Genomic DNA, 18,167 nt, shown 5'->3' with positions numbered 1-18,167 from the left:
GGACAATGATAAAAAGCAAATATACCATAGTGGTGTGCATCCTTCTTGTAGTTTTGACGGTTTTTGCGGCATTGTTTTTTTCCTATTCTCCATGGGTAAAAGAAAAATTCATCAGTCAAAGCACCGTACAATATGCGGATAAAATATTTAACCAGGGCGTAGTACACAGCATTGATATTGAAGTTGAGGAAACGGAATTTTATGATATGCTGGAAAACGCCATGGAAAAGGAATATATCAAGTGTAATCTCACCATAGACGGGGAAAAATTCAACAATGTAGCAATTCGTACCAAAGGAAATACCTCGTTGACAAATGTGAAAAGTATGGATTCTGACCGTTACAGCTTCAAGGTGGAATTTGACCATTATGACAGCAGTATCAATTATTATGGACTGGATAAGCTGGCGCTGAATAATATCATTCAGGATAATACCTATATGAAAGATTATCTTTCCTATAAAATGATGAATGATATGGGAGCTTTGGCGCCCCTTGCAAGTTTTTGCAATATTACGTTAAATGGCCAGCCGTGGGGGCTTTACCTTGCGGTAGAGGGGATCGAAGAAGGATTTTTGGAAAGAAATTTTGGATCGGTAACCGGGGAATTGTATAAACCGGACACCATGCAGATGGGCGGCGGAAACCGCAATGGAGAGAAGGGCGGCGGCGCGCCTCCAGATATGGGAGAAATGCCCCAGGGCGGACCTCCGGATATGCAGATGACGGAAACCCCGCCGGATATGGCACAGAATCATAGTATGCAGAATGGACAGGAGGTGACAGAAAATGCGGAGCAGGATACTGCGACGACCCCGGCAGAAGACGCTGGGGCAGATGGTGAGGTTCCAATGCCCGGTGGAAACGGTGAAAGACCTGAGATGCCGGGCGGAGGCGGCGGCTTTGGCGGCGGAAGCGATGCCACGGCGCTGATTTATACCGATGATGATTATGACAGTTATTCTACCATTTTTGATTCCGCGGTGATGGACATTGATAACAGTGACAAGGATCGGCTGATATCTTCTCTGAAAACCCTGAATCAGGGGGAAAACCCGGCGGAAGCAGTGAATACAGATGAAGTCATTCGGTACTTTGTGGTACACAATTTTGTCAATAGCTATGATAGCTATACCGGGAATATGAAGCATAATTATTACCTATACGAAAACAATGGTATTTTGTCCATGGTGGCTTGGGACTATAATCTGGCATTCAGCGGGTTTGGAAACGGTTTTGGCGGCGGCCGCGGCTTTGGAGCCACCCAAAGTGAAACAAATGTGGATAACGCCACAGAGCAGATCAATTATCCCATTGATACGCCGCTTTCCGGCGCTTCCATGGAAGATCGGCCAATGCTTGCCTGGATTTTCAATGACCCTCAGTATTTAGAGCAGTATCATCAGGTATTTGATGAATTGATTACGAATTATTTTGAATCGGGCAAAATAGAGGATGAAATCAACCGAGTATTTAATATGATTGCACCCTATGTACAGGAAGATGTCAGTGCCTTTTGTACTTTTGAAGAATTTGAAGAAGGGGTAGAAACCCTGAAACAATATTGCTCTCTGCGTGCCCAAAGCGTACGAAAACAGTTAAACGGCGAAATCCCCAGCACCCAGGAAGGACAGAGCCAGGACAGCAGTAACTTTGTGGACGCTTCTTTTTTGAATATTGACGCCATGGGAAACATGGGGCACGGCGGCGGCCGGGGCGGCACGGAAAACGGTAATCAATCCCAAACCGGAGACCAAAATTTAAGTGACGGGCAAACAACAAATTCTGACCAAGCGATACGTCAAAGTCAACCGCAAAATGGCGGCCAGCCGCCCGCAGCACAGCAAGGCACTGCCACAAGCCAAGCACCCGGTGAAAATCAAGCGGCCGCAGGCAGCCAGATGACCGGTGACGGCCAGAATGCAGGCAGTGAGCAAGCAGCTGCAGGCGGACAGGAAGGCGACCAGACCTCTGGAACGGGGCAAAACTTTGACCGCCGACAGGGAGCAGAAAATGGCGGAAATCAGCAGAAAAGAATGATGCCGGACGGCTTTGGCGGCAGCGCAGCCCAGAATACGGCGCAGAACTGGATCCTCTATCTTGTTGTACTTTTGGTACTTGCCGGAGGAATTGCATTTGCCGTTTTATATAGAAGAAAATAAGAGAAAATATATTTTTTAAGAGCATAGCCTTTGGCTGTGCTCGTTTTTGTTATATGGATATTTCTTGCAATTTTATGGATTATTATGTATAATAAAAATATATTTATTTTTGTGTTGCTTGTGAATTGAGATAATGTGAACAAGGGGTTTTATTGATATGGAAAAAAACAATATCAAAATATATTTATGTGATGATAATATTCCATTTATTGAAGAAATTGGTGTATGGATTCAAAAAATATTACAAAACCGCCGGGAATATCAAATTGAGACATTTACAAGCGGACGGGATTTATTAAAACAATGGAAGCTTTCTTTTTCGGATGTCGTATTTTTGGATATTGATATGCCGGGCATGAACGGTTTTGAAATTGCCTCATTGATTCAAAAAAGCAAAGAAGATGTTTTTATCATCTTTGTTACCAGCCATGAGGATATGGTATATCAATCTTATGAATATCATCCTTTTTGGTTTGTCAGAAAAAGCCATATGGAAGATTTGAAAATTGTATTGCCGAAACTTTTAAGAAAAATCGATGCGGAAGAGGAAAAAAAGAAATTTCTATATTATCTTCAAACAGATACCATGAAAATAGAACTTGATATTAATACTATCATGTATATTGAATCCATAAAAAATGATATTGTAATTAAAGATAGGGTTAAAGATGATATTAAAATTAGATGTAAACTATCAAATGCAGAAAAACAACTTTATCCACTACACATTATTCGAATACAAAATGGAATTTTGGTTAATTGCCGATTTATAGGAAAAATAACATGCAGAGAGGTTATTTTAACCAATGGAAAGAGATTTAATTTAAGCCGTGGAAAAATAGATTTTGTAAAAGAAGAATATCAACATTTTGTAAGGAGTAAAAGATTATGATAGAATTCTTTTTTGAAATTTTTATTAATCTTGTGGAAACCTTTATTTCTGTTGATTTTATAACTCGATATCTGGGTACAAAGTTTGAAGGAAAAAAGAAAACTGCCGTATTTTTAATTGTTTGGATGGTTTCCTTTATAGAGCTTTGCACTATCAATCAAATTACTGTCTTTGAAACCTTTGGATCTTATATACCAATGGTAATTTATGCTATATACGCAATAGCTTGCCTCAAAGGAAGCTTAACTTTAAAATTATGGATAGCAGTGGTAACGCATTTGATTGTTATTATTACAGCAATTTTATCAAATCTGATGATTTGTAATTTGATTGGATATGATCCATATCAAATGATAACAGTTTTTAATGGAATTCGTGTTATTAGTGTAATCATCACAAAAGGAATTCAATTTTATGTAACAAGAATATTATTGAAGATAAAAAGAAAAAGTCCAATGAACAGACATAGATTTTTGAGTCTTGTAATGATACCTGCAATATCAGTTATTTCTTTATGTGCATTAATGAAAGCGGCTTTTTACAATGACCATATTCAACCATATATTTTAATAGGTATGGGTTGCATTGTACTTGCTAATATCATGACGTATTATTTTTTTATTATTATTAACAAGGAGTATGAAAATGATTTACAAGTGAAGCTTTTAAAATTACAAAATGATAATTTTGAAAAAGATATTGAAAACATGGAAAACTTTATAAATGAAATGAAATCTGTGAAACATGATATAAAAAATCAATTATTAACAATAAACAATTATTTAAATTCTAACAAAATAAAAGAAGCTAAAAATTATATTAACGCATTAACAAACGAATATTTGCCAAATATTCAAAATGTTATTGTAACAAAAAATAATGCCTTTGATGCAATCATAAATTCCAAAATTGCTTTTGCAGTGAAAAAAAATATTTTTATGGAAGTAAATATAAGAAAAGATACTATTGTGAATTGGAATGCGGCAGAAATAACAGCCTTATTTGGAAATTTGTTGGATAATGCCATAGAGGCAGCACAATTAAGTAAAGAAAAAAGAATTGAACTAAATATTTGTCAAGAAGGCGAGTATTTATCTATTTTAATTACAAATAGCATTCGATCTTCTGTTTTAAAAGAGAACCAATCGCTTGAGACGTCAAAGAAAAACAAGGAACTGCATGGTATAGGATTAAAATCGATTCAAAACATTGTAAAAAAACATAATGGAATGATTCAATTCTATGAAGAAGAAAATGAATTTTGCTGTCATATTTTACTTGATATTCATGAATAAGCCGATGCTCAGTCGGCTTATTTTTTTTGTGTAAATCATCACACTATATGTGTATTTTATCACAAGGTAATTGAACTATTAAAATTATCAATTATAATAAAATAAAAAAGGAAGAAAAACATGGAAAAAACAGCAAAATTGATTACGCAATATTTTATTAGAAAAAATATAATATTGAAAGAAAAAGCAGATATATATTGTTATGGATTGAAATTAATTTTTGCCGATATAATAAACTTTTCTATAATTATACTGCTTGGATTTTTATTGAATAGAATATTTGAAAGTATAGCGTTTTTAATCGCATTATGCGGAATTAGGAGATTTAGCGGCGGATTTCATGCAAAAACATTTTGGTTATGCCGTTTATCAATGATGGCAACATATATTTGTGTTATGGAAGTTGTTTCTATTATACTACATACAAATATGCAATTACTGCTTATATTGTTATGCGATATTATTGTAATAATATTTATTAGTATATTTGCGCCGGTAGAACATCCAAATAAACCTTTGTCACAAAGTCAGAGGAAACAAAATAAAAGAAAAGCTGTGATAACAACTTTTTTTTTATCATTTTTTTCAATATTTTTGGTTTTTATAAAAATAAATTTAGGTGTAACAATATCAATAACCTTAGTTGCAGTTATGTTCTTAATGATAATCAGCATGGTATTACAGAAGGGGGGGAAAAAGAATGTTTGATTGGATCCTTAGTATTTTGGCATCTGTATCTTATGGTACAGCTGTCTCTTCGGCTGGATTGGCTTCATCAAATGGTATGCACCAGATGAAAGAACCTGAAGGTTTGCAGGAAGAAGCAAAACAGGCAAAGGAAAGAAACTAAAGTTAAAAAAGCAAGAAATAGGGTTTTCTTTATAAATGACGAAATATTATTTTTATCAATCTGATTTTATAAAGAAAACAGTTTCTTGCTTGAAATTAGGGGTGATTCCAATGGGCTATGCAGCGTTTTAATAAAAAAATCACAAAAGAAAAAAATAATTTTAAAAGGGAGCGTACTATTATGAAAAAATTATTTGCAATGGGTTTGGCAATTATAATGGCAGTTTCTTCTCTGTGTTGTATCAGTGCTTTTGCGGCCGAGGAAATACCTAATCTAAATAATTCTTTAACGCGTGGAAGTAATATACCAGATACAGATAATGTTTTATATCTTCCAGGAAATACAGATTCTTTTACATATCAATTAAATTCAAACATTTATCAATATTCTGATTTTGTTATATCAACGACTCAAAATAATACAGGAATAGGATGCAGATATACAGCAACTGATAATAGTCATATATTAACAATTGAATTACTTAGACGTAATGATAATGTAGTTGTAGGAACGAAAAGAGTAACTGCTTCAGTTGGTGTAACAAAGGAATTTAAATTTGATTTTTACGATTATAATATTATACCTTTATTAGGATATTATTTGAGACTTTCATCCAGTAATAATGGAAGTGGAACAATAACAGTATATTAAAAAATGATAAAGGGGTGTTTACGCATGAAAAAAATTTTTTCATTATTTATTATTTTATCTGTAATAACTTTTTCTTTTAGTATATTTGCGACAGAAGAATTAAAAGAATTATCATATAATGATGTTATATTAAACAATTTTAATTCAGAGTTTAAAACATTAATTAATGAAAAAATTCAAGAAGGAATGAAAATATATTATGGAGAAGGAACAGAAATAAATCAAACAATTTTTGGAAATACAAGATCATTTTCTCAAACAATAAATTTACCAGAAAGTGGTACAGTATTTTCATTTAATTTTAGTTCTATTGGACAAACACTTACATCTCCATGTCTTTTTAATGTAACTTCAAATTGTACTATGAAAGTATCTATGACTTCTACAGAATGGAAAGATAGTAGTGTTGTTAGAATAAAAATTATAGATCAAACAACAGGACAAACAATATATGATGAAAATGAAATTTTTGAACCTGTAAATAACATATTAAGTATTAATGTAAACGCAGGACACAAATATTATGTAACAGGAACATCTACAGAATTACCTTCTTATGCAAGTTTATTTGTTTATGGAGAATAATATTTAGACAAAGGAGCAAAAGTTATGAAAAGAGCCAGTATCATTTTTCTAACGCTGATATTCTCATTTAGTGTTATTGCTGCCTCTTATGCGGAAGAAAATACGGAATATATAGCGGCAGAACAGTTTTATTCCCAGCTGGCCGAGATTTTGCGGGAAAAACATCAAGGAGATTTTGAAAATACGACGGAACCCAAAGCCTATTTGGAAAGTTTGGGTGTTTTAGAAAATGTCCCGTATTCTGCATACGGCGGCAGTCCGGTATCCTGTGCAGAAGCAGTTACCCTTGCGATGAATGCAATTTCTGTGGATAAAACGTCGATTCTTAAAGCAGGCAATGGTGTATATCCAGAAAATTATATTGCGGCGTACCGGTTTCTGACCGGGATGCGGTTTGTGCTTTTGCAGAATCAAAATCCTGCAGAAATATACGTGACCAGTGCAGATGCCCAAATCCTGTTGGAAGATGTGCGGCATTTTGCAGTGGATCGTCTTTGGACTGTACCAAGGGAGGCGCTGGAGCAGGACGGTATTTTTCTTAGCGCAGATACGGCGCAAAATATGACCCGCGGCGAAATGGCAATAGGAATTGCCAAAGTGCTGGAGAAAAAAGAGGGCTTTTCCTATGCGGAGCCAGATTTTTGGGATGTGGATAAAAACAGTGACGCGGCACAGGCGATCGGCGGTCTGCAAAAAATCGGTGTTTTCAATGGCTATGAGGATGGCAGTTTTCGTCCGGAACAGGAAGCTGAAAGGGCGGAGTTTTGGAAAACCTGTATTTTAGCGGCAGGACTGGATATGGGTACCGGGGAATATCCTGATTATTATGCCGGGATGATGCGGTATTGGCAGTTGTTTGGCGGCCTAGGCAATGAAAATGAAATATGCAGAGATTTGGAAGGGCCGGTTTGTTTTGGAGAAGGTATGCAGGTGCTTTATAATATCTGGTATGATCAGGGAAACACCATGTTAAACCAAAGAAATAAAGAATAAAAAAATTTTCTTTTGCACAATTTATTTGATACTTTTCTTGTGATTTGAATAGAAACAGCGGCAGGGGAAGAGACACGTATCGGTCTTCTTCCTCTGCCGCTTATGTTAGACATCAAAAAAGGGTTCCTTGCGGGACAGCGCAGGAGATCAGTCCTCAAAATCAAACATTTCCCCGTTGCGCTCTTTAAAAATCTCGTAGACGGCGGACAGAATCTCGGGATTTTCCACCTGTTCCAAGCAGTCGTCTTCCTTGTCCTTGTTGATCAGGAAAATCACCACTTCCGTTACAACCTCTTCGTCATCATCGTAGGGAATACAAATCACATAATCCTTACCCTTATACTGCACCGTATCCAGATGTTCAAAGGTCACCGTGTTTCCGTCCTCATCGATCAGATCCACAAGATGTGGGTTCTCGGGTAATTCAGCCATGGCGTGCTCCTCCTTATTTTAAGCTGTCAAGATAGGACTGAAGGATATAGGCCGCAGAAACGCTGTCAAGACGGGCTTTGCGTTTTTTGCCCCGAACATCGGTCTCGTTCATGAGATGCTGGGCAGAAACGGTGGTCAGCCGCTCGTCCCAAAAGATGACCTCCATGGAAACCCGCTCTGCAAGGAGGGCCGCAAATTCCCGGGTGCGCTCGCCCCGGAAGCCCACAGAACCGTCCATATTTTTGGGAAGCCCCAGTACAATTTTTTCCGCCTGCTTCTCCTTTGCCAAAGCCGCGGCATAGTCCGCTGTTTTGCGCATGTTTTTCTCATGCAGGAGGGGCAGGGTGGTGACCCCGAATCCCAGCGGGTCCGAAATCGCAAAGCCTGTTCGGCTGTCTCCGAAATCAATGCCAAGTATCCGCATATTCCTACCTCAGATTCTGCTTTTGTATATGGGGTATTGTACCACAGTTTTTTCAAATAATCAACCCTGTTTCATCGGAAATTCCGCTTTTTATAGGAAAAACCTACAAAATAAACCTTCCATAACTGTGAATTTTTTCCTCTGCCAGCGGATTATAGAGGGTGGTTTTGGGCTTTTTGGGCATACGGGACGGCAAAGGATTGCTCATGAGAAAATATTTCAGCGCGTCATAGAGATGATCCTCCTGCCTTGTGTCCACATCCTCGGGATTGACGCTGTCATAGCGCAGTTGAGGCAGGGTGCGGATCATGTTTTTGCAGTTTTGAAAAATATAGAGCATGGGAAGGCCTTCGTCGTCAAAGGCAAGCCGGTAATGCACCTGCATTTTTCCTGCCAAGCGATCATTTTTTCCCTTTTCAAAATAGACTCCCTTTTTTTCCATCATTTCCGCGATGCTGCCCTCTTCTGAACCGGTGCTGTTCCAGATGGCGGGATCCGCAAACCCGGTGATGGTGCATCCCTTCTCTTCCTTTTCCTCGATCTCTCGAATTTTTTCGGCGATTCTGGCGGCGGTCCACCGAACGCCGGTATCCGGCTCTCCGGTACAGCCGTAAAGCTCCCGGTAGTTATAAGCTCGTCCGTCCTGATCCACCGCATACCAGGAAACCGCAAAGGGTTTGGCATAGCCGAAGTCAAAGGTGCGAAACCGCCGCCACTCCTTGGGAATGGGAAAGGGGCGGATGACATGGCTCCACCTGCGGGTGTCGTATTCCTCCGGGGCGTTGCGCCATTCGGTAAATACCTGCCCGTCAAAAATATCCCACTGGCCGTAAAGCAGAGCCTTGCGTTCTGCCTCCGGCAGCTGAAGCAGGCGGCGCTGATAATTCTGGTCTGCCCGCATGAGAAAGACATTGTCCTGCACAAAGGAAGGAATAAAAATGCGGGTGTTGCCGGTTTCTTGGTCCAGAAATTTCTCACTGGGGGTGTGGCCGTCAATAAACCGGCGCTTGACCCAGCTGTGGCCAATGCCGCCGGGGTTGGTGCTGGATTTGATCTGCTTGGGATAGGCATTGACCCCACGGATCCGGGAAATTAGATAAGTATACTGATCCTCGGTAAAATGGGTCAGTTCGTCAAAGCGGATGGTGTCATATTCGGCGCCCTGATAGCGCAGGACATCTTTTTCTGCCGCACAGTAGCCAAACTCAATCAAAGAGCCATTGAGAAACTCCCATGTATGGGCGGAGGCGCGGTATTTGGCGGCCTTTGCGGGATAAAACTGCAAAGAGGTAAAGATGATGGAATGCTCCAGTTCCCCAAAGGTGCGCCGCAGGATCAGCTGGCGGCTTTTGGGATAGCGCAGGGCAAAGACCAAAGCGTCTGCCAGCTGGCCATAGGATTTCCCACCCCCTGCCGCCCCGCCGAACAAAACCTCGTCTGCGTCCGCATCCATAAACTGCTTTTGCGTAGCGGTCAGGGAAAGATTAAGCTTTAACGTCTTCACGGCCGTCCTCCTGTTGTTCAATCCGAATCCGCACTTCAATTTTTATGGGTTCTGTTGCTTCCTCCTGCTTTTCCCTCTCCCGCTGTGCTTCCTTGAGGGCAATCAGCTCCTTGGCGGCAGAGAGTTCAATCCGTTCGTTGCCGCAGTGGAGCAGCTCAAGCAGCTTTTCCTCTGGACTGAAAAGGGGCGGCATTTCCTCCGGGGTGCTATATGCTATATCTTCTTCCTTGGTTTCGGGCACTTTTTGTACTTTTTCCTTTGTTGGCAAGGAATCAATTCTTTCTTTTTTCATTTTCCTCCTCCTCTCCCACCGTAAAGCCGACCAGCTTTTTCAGCGCCCGATTATGTATCCGTATGGCTTGCCGCTCACTAAAATATACATGAAAGCGGATACAGCTCCACAAAATATGCCGCACATACCGGGCGGTTAGAATCAGCCGTTCGTCCGGCTCCAATATCTCCAGCATCCGATCAAAATCTTTGTCCGCTTGCCGCAGCCTTTGTTCCAGCTTTTGTATTTGTGAAAAATAATATGCGCTGTGTTTTTTGCCTGCCTCCTTTAGCTTTTTCATGTCCTGTGTCAAATCCTGATAAAAGGCAATTTTGAGTTTCATTTCCTGCCGCATGACAGGAAGACTGCCAAGCCATTTTTTAACTTCTTCTACGGAATTCAGTTGCATCCTTGTCACCCTTTCTTTTCTTTTGTTTAAATATGCCGGATTTCGTAGTATTCGTGACAGCAGTCCATACTGCAGAACATACCGTCCGTGCTTTCCGTAAGCTCTGTGTCACCTTCAAACAGCGGTTCGTCACAGTACAGGCAATATCCTATTTTGTGCGGCGCACTTTCCGGCGGAAGATAACCCAGTTTTTCCATGGTCAGAATGTCGGGATGTGTCATATTTTCTCCTTTCTATAAACTATTGTTATGTTTTCCTATGATATTTCCAACAATCTGATTGGTGTATACTTATTATACAACAATATTATTGTTTGTCAATAGGAAAAATAACAATATTTTTGTTGTAATATATCGAAATTTGTGTTATACTATAATCGAAGCACAGATGTCCCCTGCCTCTTAGGCGGCGGGTTCCATTTCAGAATTTCAGAGGGAGTTATCATCTCCCTCTGAAACCCTGAGGAGCGAACGCTCCCTGTGATAGCTACAATCTGTCGCAAGCTCTGCTTTAAGCAAGCTTAGCAGGAGCGTTGCTCCGATTGAAAGACAATGAGGTGATTGTTATGGCAAATATGAACATTAGTCAAAAGTTAAAAGAGGCGCGAAAGGCGGCGGGGTTAACCCAGCAGGATGTGTATGACTGGCTGGGGATAGGGCAGTCTACCTTCAGCGCTTGGGAGACGGGAAAGGGTGAACCGTCTATAGAGGTATTTTTAAAGCTGTGCCAAAAGTATGAGATCAAAGACATTGCGGCGTTTTTTCTGCCGGATCCGGATACGGGGGCAACGGCACAGATGCTGGAGCCTGTCTTTGTCAGAAAGATGCTGTCTTTGCCCAAGCGGAGCCAGGATGCGGTGCGCAACTGTCTGGAGTTTGAGTATAACAACAGTCCAGTGAAACTAAAACCCAGCCAGTGGAAGCGGCGGCGGATACCCATATATACGCAGCCGGCGGCTGCGGGCAGAGGAAATTATATGGACGATCCGGACGCAGAGCTGAGGGAAATGGAAGCGCCGGAGGAGGCAACATTTGGCGTATTGATTTCCGGTGACAGTATGGAGCCGGTTATCCATGACGGAGATATTGTGTTTGTACATCAACAGCAGGAGCTCAATTCTGGCGATATCGGGATTTTTACATGCAACGGGGAGAGTTTTTGCAAAATGTGGCAGAATCGAAACGGGATGCCAAGGCTGGTTTCCATGAACAAGGCATATCCGCCTATTTTTTTAACCTCAGCCGACCGGCTGATCGTGCACGGCAGGGTCTTGCTGTAAGTTGTTTTGGTTTTTGCGGATTTCTTCCAGAAGTTTTTCCTTTCCCTCAAGATACATCCGCTCAAGAAGCAGAGAGGCGGCTGGAGCAGCTTCTGGCTGAAAGACACCTAGTTTCCAAAGCTCCATTAGGGTTTGATTTTGGGTAACCCGGCTGTAAGGGTTGTTTTTTTCAGCGCTGACGGCAACGTCAAATTCAACTGGATGGGACATTGCATTTGCCTTCAGGTTTCGATTGGAAAACCGGATATATTCCCTGCCGCCGGTGGCGCTTTCTACCCGATAGGATCGGGGCTGGTCGTAGAACTGGCGGATCAGTTCAAGGCACAGGCAGACAATCTGTTTGAAAGCGTGATAGCCCTCTGCGATCATGTCCCGGCTGAGCTTTTCGCCGGCCTGCTGAAGGGCAACTATGGCGGAATAGGCGGTGACGCCGCCGCTGGTTTCACCCTGCTGAAAGTCACGGTTTCCGGCTACCTCTTTGAGTTCTTCGATTTTATTCTGCCGGTGCTGGATGATATAGCTGTGCAAAGGTTTTGCCTGGAGCTCCCGAATATTCTCATCTCCTACCGATCCGGCCACATGAATGATGTCTTTGGAAAGGTCAGAGAGCTCATATTCATTCAGGCCACCGTTGTCTTTGATCATGAACCGGGTTTTTCCGGCGATCATGGCATTGCGGCTGATCAGGCTGTCCAGCCGATCGATATAGAGCTGGGGGCTTTTGATGATGTCCACCAGTCCAAAGCCCACCGGGCTGTCCTCGTCGGGATAGAGTACGTCCAGGACAAAGGGATACATACCGTGGTCATAGATTCCCTTCTCCCCCATATCCTCTGACGCTTGCAATATGGTACTGCCGCAGAATTTCATCAGCTCTACCGTCTGGATATTCCCCCGCTGTTTTTTATAATAGCAGTCAATGACCAGCACCTTGTCTTGAAGCTGGTCGGTGCCCACCGTGTTCTGCATATCGTCATAGGTCTGGATTTCAAGCGGGGTATCGCCGGTGAGCTGGTCGGCATAGGCCGGGTACTGCTGTTTCAGCTCCTCCTTGTCCGCAAGAGCGGTGAGGAAAAGGAAACGGCTGTCTTGAATGTCAGTAATGCCCGGCTCCCAGAAGAGGTTTAAAAGATCGATTTTTCGAATGTCGATCTCTCCAAGGCCGTTTCGCAGGGCGGGGTTGTAAAAAACGCCATAGCAGGCGGCGCCGTTTTTGAGTTTGTACCACCAGGCTCGGCTGTAGGTATTGCGGAAATTGCAGTGATCCAGCTGCACCGGCAGGATTCGGGTAAAGGTTTCTGCGATTTCCCGGTCCTCCTCCTGCCGCTCTAAAATATTGGGTGCGGGATAATTGTCCATGGCGTCGGCGTGCTTGTTGGCAATGGCGTTAAACAGATAGGGCGTGGTGGGAGATGGCATTTCGCCGGTCTGCTCGCTTTGATACCGGGATTTGAACCAGCGGTTGTTTTCGATGATCCGCCGGTCAAACAGCTGTTTGTGTTCCTTATAGCGGCGGAACTGTTCCGTCACTTTGTCAAAAAATTCGGGCTTGATCTTCCCGTGATAAGATGAACTTAGCATACTTCTTCCTCCTTTATTTACATGGATTCTAAGGCTTGCACCCGGCTTTCCAGTTCCTGGATTTTGCTCATGGGGTCAATGCCGTTGATAAGAACTCTCTGGCCGGACAGCCAGAGCTCCCCGCTTTCCTCCCAGAAGGAGATAAAGGGGGCATAACCCACCAGACCCATGCTGGCATACTGGTCGTTTTTCTCCAGTTTAAAAGAGCCGTTGGTATAGACAACGCCGTTGATGTTGTGGGAACCCTCGCCGTTGCCGGCGCCTAGCACTATATAGGCGGTGCCGTCATCACCTACTGACATACCAAGCTTTTGCTTGCGGACGCCGTTTTGATCCTGCATCATTTTGATGCCGGTGGGGTCAAGCTGGGCAAAGACGCCGCCGGTTGTTCCGGTATAGGATATGCTGTCGGTGCCGACAATGGTAGAAGAGAAAATGGAGGCGCTTTCTACCTTTCCGGTAAAGACTGCATTACCGCCGCTGCCAATATAGACAGCCGGTACGCCGTTTTTGTCGCAGAGAACAAAATCAAACCGGCCGGTGGATTTGTCATAGGCCGCCCGAAACCGCTCATAGTTTTGGTCGCTGATGGTGATTTGGGAATCGGAAAGGGTGAGACATCCGTCGCTGCTGGATACGGTGACCTTGCCGGTATCAATGGTGCCGGCGGTCAGTTTGTCGGCGGTCAGTGCACCAATCTGGGCGTTGGTGATTTTGGCATTTGCGGTGTCAATATTTTCTGCCTTGACCGACGCGGCCTCGCTGACGTTGCCGGCATCCAGATTGTGAAACAGATAGGTCAGCTCGTCAATCAGGGCGGTACCCCATTCTTTGAGAAGTTTGACGTCCTGCTGGGTCTGCCCCGTCAGCCGGGGCGGTATGGGTGTTGTTAGATTTGGCATATGTTTTCCTCCTTTTAATTGGTGTCAAGGGTATTATAGAGGAAAAGGAACTGACATGGCATGACATGTGGGAATAATAAGAAAAATAGGAAAAAAACATGACAAAAAGAGAAAAAGATGGTATAATGAAAGAAAACAACAGGAGAAGATGGGGAAAATGACAGTAAGACAGTATCAGGAAGCGGATTTGCCTGCAATGACACAGATTTGGAACCAGGTGGTGACCGAGGGAAATGCTTTTCCCCAGCGGGAATGTCTAACCTTAGCGGAAGCGGCACGGTTTTTTGGGTCGCAAAGTTTTTGCGGCGTGGCAGAGGCGGATGGTGAAATTGTGGGGCTTTATATTCTGCATCCCAATAATGTGGGGCGGTGCGGACATATTGCCAACGCAAGCTATGCGGTGCGGCAGAAAGAGAGAGGCAAGCATATTGGGGAACAGCTGGTGCGGCATTGCCTGACCCAGGCTGGAAAGCTGGGGTTTCGGATTTTGCAGTTTAATGCGGTGGTTGCCTCCAACCTGGGCGCAATCGCCCTCTATGAGCGGCTTGGTTTTGTCAGGCTGGGAACGGTGCCGGGAGGTTTTTTGAACGGGAAAAACCAATACGAAGATATTATATTGTTTTATCATACCTTATAATACGAAAGGGGATTCTTATGAAAGTGTATCTCATTTATTTTAGCCCCACTGGGAGCACAGAAAAGGCGGTACGAGCTTTGGCATCTGGCATGGGCGGTGAAACAGAAGTGATTGATTTAAAGACCCCGCCGCCGAAGCAGACGTTTTCGGCGGAAGATGTGGTGATTTGGGGAGTTCCCTCCTTTGGAGGCAGGGTGCCGGGCGTGGCTATGGAGCGGTTTCATGCCTTTTCAGGGGCAAAAACGCCCTGTATTTTGCTGACCGCTTATGGAAACCGGGATTATGACGATACCCTGCTTGAGATGAAGGATGCGGCAGAGGCGGCTGGATTTTATCCCGTGGCGGCGGTTGCGGCAGTGTGCGAGCATTCCATTGTGCGGGAGTTTGCCGCCGGACGGCCCGATGCGGAGGATTTGGAACAGCTGAAACAAATTGGAGAAAAAGTCTGCAAGGCCATGGAGAATGGACAAGCCGGCGGGAAACTGAAGGTGAAGGGAAGCCGGCCGTATAAAGAAAAAAAGGCCGCAGCTCCTATGCCGATTATGGTAGGAGAGGGCTGTGTGAACTGTAAGCTGTGTGCCCGGGAGTGCCCGGTGCAGGCCATATCTTATGAGGATGTGACCAAAACCGCAGAGAACTGTATCTCTTGTATGCGCTGTATCAGCGTGTGTCCAGCAAAGGCACGCTCCCTGCCGGAACAGCTGATCAGCGGCTTGGCAGAAAAAATGCGGCCCGTTTGCTCTGTACATAAGGAAAACGAATGGTTTTTGGCAGAAGCGTAAAATCGTCGGCACAAACTGCGCTAATTACGCTTTGCCTAAAGGCGGCAAAGCTTTAGTCGCTCCGTTATGCCTCCTCTTTCCCAAAAAATGCCGGCGTTGGCCCGGCCATTTTTTGGAAGCCCTTAATGCCGAACAAATTTGAGGAAAAGGGGATATTTCAGTCCGCAGCCGCAGGTTAGACAAAAAATAAGCGACCGGTTTTGGGAGCTTTGCGCCCAAAGACCGGGCGCTATTTTTTTACGGCTGTGTGGGAGTCTTGTGTTTGATACACGAAGCACGTATTTTTTTACATCTGTTTCAGCTTTTGAAACATGGTATTCTCCCCTTCTTCCGCAAGCAAGGTCAGCATAGAAATGATTAGCTCTGAGGTTTCCGGCGCAATGAAGCGGTGGGTATTGCCCCGCAGATAATAAGAGAGAGGGTGCTCTGGGGTATACTTTTCTCCCTGATAGATCTTGCTGGCGGCAATCCGGTCACAGAGAAGTTCCTTGACATAGCGCATGGGCATAGGTACCGGCATCACCCTGCCGGCCTTTTTGTTATAATCGTTCCAGTATTCAAAATGGTGGCGGTTGCGGCCCTTGTGATGCAGCCATGCCTTGGAATAGCCATATGCCTCTCGTTCGCCTTCGTTGGGACTGCGGGTGCCGTCGGTGTAATACCGTGCGCCGGTGAGAAATTCCACCGGCGTATATTTGGACAGGTCATGAAAAAGTCCCTGCCACAAGATCCCGGCCTTGGCACAGTGGCGGATTACCATGTGACGATGCCGGGTAATGGTCTTAAAATGTCCCCATGCTTTGTTTAGGGTAATCTGCATAACCCCTTCCTCCTTTATTTGTCCAGTACCATCTGGAGATAGTCAAGGGGCTGATAGCCCATACGGCGGTACAGCCGTGCAGCGCCCTGGTTCTGCGGTGTGATTTCCAGCCGGAACCGAACGGCTTGGTCATATTCCTTTTGGATGGCATCAAGGGTTTTGCTCCCCAGCCCCTGCCCCTGAAACGCGGCGCGGATATAGATTTCCTCAATCCAGACTGTGAGCCCTCCGGCTTCGTTGGACCAGGTGAGAGATACCAGCACATAACCTGCCGTCTGACCGTCCTGTTCAATAATAAAAAGCCCAAGATAGGGTGAGCCCTCTGCTGCGGCGTCAAAGGTCGCTTTAAAATGTTCTGCGGCAATTTTGTGAAGAACTGCATCTGAACTGTAAAATTCCTGACCCAGGGTCAGAAACAGATCTTTGTCTTTTTTTTCAACTTTGCGTATCATAATAAAGTCCTTTCTTTTTTTATCCTTTCTTTAGTATAACCGTTCTGTTTCAAAAAGGCAAGCGCGGATTTCTCGGTCGAATGGTGACGAATCCGAACTTTTTTTCAGAATTTATGCAGAAGTCATTGACATCACACAGAAAATATTGTAAAATAATTTCTGTAACATAACTGTAACATAACTGTAATATATATAAAGGAGATTCTAGCATGTTAGGACAGGATATAGGTATCGATTTGGGTACCGCCTCCATCTTGGTATATGTAAGAGGCCGCGGAATTGTGGCCAAGGAACCTTCGGTTGTAGCTGTGGATAAGGATAGCAAGCGGCTTTTGGCAGTGGGGTCAGAAGCGCAGAAGATGCTGGGACGGACGCCGGGGAATATTGTGGCAGTGCGGCCGCTGCGGGAAGGTGTGATTTCGGATTATACGGTGACGGAGCGTATGCTGCGGTATTTTATGCAGCGGGTGACCAAACGTGGAATATTCAGCAGTTTTTTTAAGCCGCGGGTGATTATTTGTGTACCCAGCGGCGTGACCGAAGTGGAAGAGCGTGCGGTGATTGATGCGGGAATCCAGGCGGGAGCCAGAAAAGTGCATCTGATTGAAGAGCCTTTGGCGGCAGCGCTGGGGGTTGGCATTGACATCAGCCAGCCTTGCGGCAGTATGGTGGTGGATATTGGAGGCGGAACCAGCGATATAGCGGTGATTTCGCTGGGCGGTATTGTCATCAGCCGGTCGATCAAGGTGGCAGGCGATAATTTTGATGAAGCCATTATCCGGTATATCCGAAAGAAGTACAACATTCTGATCGGGGAGAGAACGGCTGAGGAGCTGAAGATCAAGATTGGCTGTGTCCGGAAGCGGGACAAGCTTCTTGCCATGGATATTCGGGGGCGGAGTTTGGTATCAGGGCTTCCCAAGACCATACAGGTGTCGTCGGATGAGATTTATGAGGCGCTTACTGAAACAGCCATGACCATTGTGGAAGAGGTTCGCAATGTTCTGGAGGAAACTCCGCCGGAGCTGGTAGGCGATATCAGCGCGGGCGGTATTGTGCTGACAGGCGGCGGCGCTTTGATTTACGGCATGGACAGGCTGATTCAGAATGAAACCGGAATTCGTGCTTATGTGGCAGAAGATGCAGAGTCCTGTGTGGCGTATGGCACAGGGAAGGCGCTGGAGCATATGGAAGTGCTGGACAGCTATCATTCCGCGGATCAGCGGGAAAATTGAGAAAATAAGGA

The 18,167-nt window shown here is 44.1% G+C and carries 22 protein-coding genes; 12 read left to right on the top strand and 10 right to left on the bottom strand.

Annotation, left to right across the window (positions count from 1 at the left end):
* Positions 1-5: 5 nt before the first annotated feature.
* From INF28_RS01995 to INF28_RS01960, 8 genes are all read left to right on the top strand, one after another.
* Positions 6-2,162 (top strand): CotH kinase family protein, encoded by a 2,157-nt coding sequence (locus INF28_RS01995; RefSeq protein ID WP_226391803.1) that lies wholly within the window; start codon positions 6-8, stop codon positions 2,160-2,162.
* Positions 2,163-2,319: 157 nt separating this feature from the next.
* Complete coding sequence (locus tag INF28_RS01990; RefSeq protein WP_226391802.1) at positions 2,320-3,054, top strand: LytR/AlgR family response regulator transcription factor; 735 nt, start codon at positions 2,320-2,322, stop codon at positions 3,052-3,054.
* Positions 3,051-4,349 carry a sensor histidine kinase gene (locus INF28_RS01985; protein ID WP_226391801.1) on the top strand — a complete coding sequence of 433 codons (1,299 nt, stop codon included), beginning with the start codon at positions 3,051-3,053 and terminating at the stop codon, positions 4,347-4,349. The genes INF28_RS01990 and INF28_RS01985 overlap by 4 nt, the downstream gene beginning before the upstream one ends.
* Before the next feature lie 120 nt (positions 4,350-4,469).
* Positions 4,470-5,057 carry an accessory gene regulator B family protein gene (locus INF28_RS01980; protein ID WP_226391800.1) on the top strand — a complete coding sequence of 196 codons (588 nt, stop codon included), beginning with the start codon at positions 4,470-4,472 and terminating at the stop codon, positions 5,055-5,057.
* Positions 5,050-5,199: a hypothetical protein gene (locus tag INF28_RS01975; protein WP_226391799.1), complete on the top strand. Its 150-nt coding sequence runs from the start codon at positions 5,050-5,052 to the stop codon at positions 5,197-5,199. Before INF28_RS01980 ends, INF28_RS01975 begins: the two co-directional genes overlap by 8 nt.
* Before the next feature lie 117 nt (positions 5,200-5,316).
* Entirely contained in the window at positions 5,317-5,850 is a 534-nt protein-coding gene (locus INF28_RS01970) for a hypothetical protein (RefSeq protein ID WP_226391798.1), read from the top strand.
* 24 nt (positions 5,851-5,874) lie between these two features.
* Entirely contained in the window at positions 5,875-6,435 is a 561-nt protein-coding gene (locus INF28_RS01965; protein ID WP_226391797.1) for a hypothetical protein, read from the top strand.
* Between the two features lie 24 nt (positions 6,436-6,459).
* Positions 6,460-7,428: an S-layer homology domain-containing protein gene (locus tag INF28_RS01960; RefSeq protein ID WP_226391796.1), complete on the top strand. Its 969-nt coding sequence runs from the start codon at positions 6,460-6,462 to the stop codon at positions 7,426-7,428.
* 147 nt (positions 7,429-7,575) lie between these two features.
* Here the strand turns inward: INF28_RS01960 and INF28_RS01955 are convergent, their stop codons facing one another.
* The 6 genes from INF28_RS01955 to INF28_RS01930 form a co-directional block, all read right to left on the bottom strand.
* Positions 7,576-7,860, bottom strand: a complete 285-nt coding sequence (locus INF28_RS01955; RefSeq protein WP_226391795.1) for a DUF1292 domain-containing protein — start codon at positions 7,858-7,860, stop codon at positions 7,576-7,578.
* Positions 7,861-7,873: 13 nt separating this feature from the next.
* Positions 7,874-8,284, bottom strand: coding sequence for a Holliday junction resolvase RuvX (gene ruvX / locus INF28_RS01950; RefSeq protein ID WP_226391794.1), 411 nt, complete (start codon positions 8,282-8,284; stop codon positions 7,874-7,876).
* Between the two features lie 103 nt (positions 8,285-8,387).
* Entirely contained in the window at positions 8,388-9,788 is a 1,401-nt protein-coding gene (locus INF28_RS01945; RefSeq protein WP_226391793.1) for a phage terminase large subunit, read from the bottom strand.
* Entirely contained in the window at positions 9,769-10,080 is a 312-nt protein-coding gene (locus tag INF28_RS01940; RefSeq protein ID WP_226391792.1) for a hypothetical protein, read from the bottom strand. Before INF28_RS01940 ends, INF28_RS01945 begins: the two co-directional genes overlap by 20 nt.
* Positions 10,061-10,468, bottom strand: coding sequence for a hypothetical protein (locus INF28_RS01935; protein WP_226391791.1), 408 nt, complete (start codon positions 10,466-10,468; stop codon positions 10,061-10,063). Before INF28_RS01935 ends, INF28_RS01940 begins: the two co-directional genes overlap by 20 nt.
* A 26-nt stretch (positions 10,469-10,494) precedes the next feature.
* Complete coding sequence (locus INF28_RS01930; RefSeq protein WP_226391790.1) at positions 10,495-10,689, bottom strand: hypothetical protein; 195 nt, start codon at positions 10,687-10,689, stop codon at positions 10,495-10,497.
* 320 nt (positions 10,690-11,009) lie between these two features.
* On the opposite strand from INF28_RS01930, the gene INF28_RS01925 reads away from it, so the two are divergent.
* Entirely contained in the window at positions 11,010-11,747 is a 738-nt protein-coding gene (locus INF28_RS01925; protein WP_226391789.1) for an XRE family transcriptional regulator, read from the top strand.
* Here the strand turns inward: INF28_RS01925 and INF28_RS01920 are convergent.
* Entirely contained in the window at positions 11,706-13,328 is a 1,623-nt protein-coding gene (locus tag INF28_RS01920) for a portal protein (RefSeq protein ID WP_226391788.1), read from the bottom strand. The genes INF28_RS01925 and INF28_RS01920 overlap by 42 nt on opposite strands.
* Positions 13,329-13,345: 17 nt before the next feature.
* Positions 13,346-14,230: a hypothetical protein gene (locus INF28_RS01915; protein WP_226391787.1), complete on the bottom strand. Its 885-nt coding sequence runs from the start codon at positions 14,228-14,230 to the stop codon at positions 13,346-13,348.
* A 157-nt stretch (positions 14,231-14,387) separates the two neighbouring features.
* Here INF28_RS01915 and INF28_RS01910 point away from each other — a divergent pair, with 157 nt between their 5' ends.
* Together INF28_RS01910 and INF28_RS01905 are read left to right on the top strand one after the other, a co-directional pair.
* A complete protein-coding gene (locus tag INF28_RS01910) occupies positions 14,388-14,867 on the top strand; it encodes a GNAT family N-acetyltransferase (RefSeq protein WP_226391786.1) in 480 nt (159 codons plus the stop codon).
* Between the two features lie 17 nt (positions 14,868-14,884).
* Complete coding sequence (locus tag INF28_RS01905; RefSeq protein WP_226391785.1) at positions 14,885-15,649, top strand: 4Fe-4S binding protein; 765 nt, start codon at positions 14,885-14,887, stop codon at positions 15,647-15,649.
* A gap of 286 nt (positions 15,650-15,935) precedes the next feature.
* Here INF28_RS01905 and INF28_RS01900 read toward each other — a convergent pair whose 3' ends face one another.
* Positions 15,936-16,469: a DUF5662 family protein gene (locus INF28_RS01900; protein WP_226391784.1), complete on the bottom strand. Its 534-nt coding sequence runs from the start codon at positions 16,467-16,469 to the stop codon at positions 15,936-15,938.
* A 14-nt stretch (positions 16,470-16,483) separates the two neighbouring features.
* A complete protein-coding gene (locus INF28_RS01895; protein ID WP_226391783.1) occupies positions 16,484-16,921 on the bottom strand; it encodes a GNAT family N-acetyltransferase in 438 nt (145 codons plus the stop codon).
* Between the two features lie 209 nt (positions 16,922-17,130).
* On the opposite strand from INF28_RS01895, the gene mreB reads away from it, so the two are divergent.
* A complete protein-coding gene (gene mreB / locus INF28_RS01890; RefSeq protein WP_226391782.1) occupies positions 17,131-18,156 on the top strand; it encodes a rod shape-determining protein in 1,026 nt (341 codons plus the stop codon).
* The last annotated feature ends 11 nt before the right edge of the window (positions 18,157-18,167 follow it).

The organism is Ructibacterium gallinarum (assembly GCF_014982785.1).
Taxonomy (GTDB): Bacteria; Bacillota; Clostridia; order Monoglobales; family Monoglobaceae; genus Ructibacterium; species Ructibacterium gallinarum.
The sequence above is the reverse complement of the archived record's forward strand: the minus strand, read 5'-3'. Positions and strand labels throughout refer to the sequence as shown.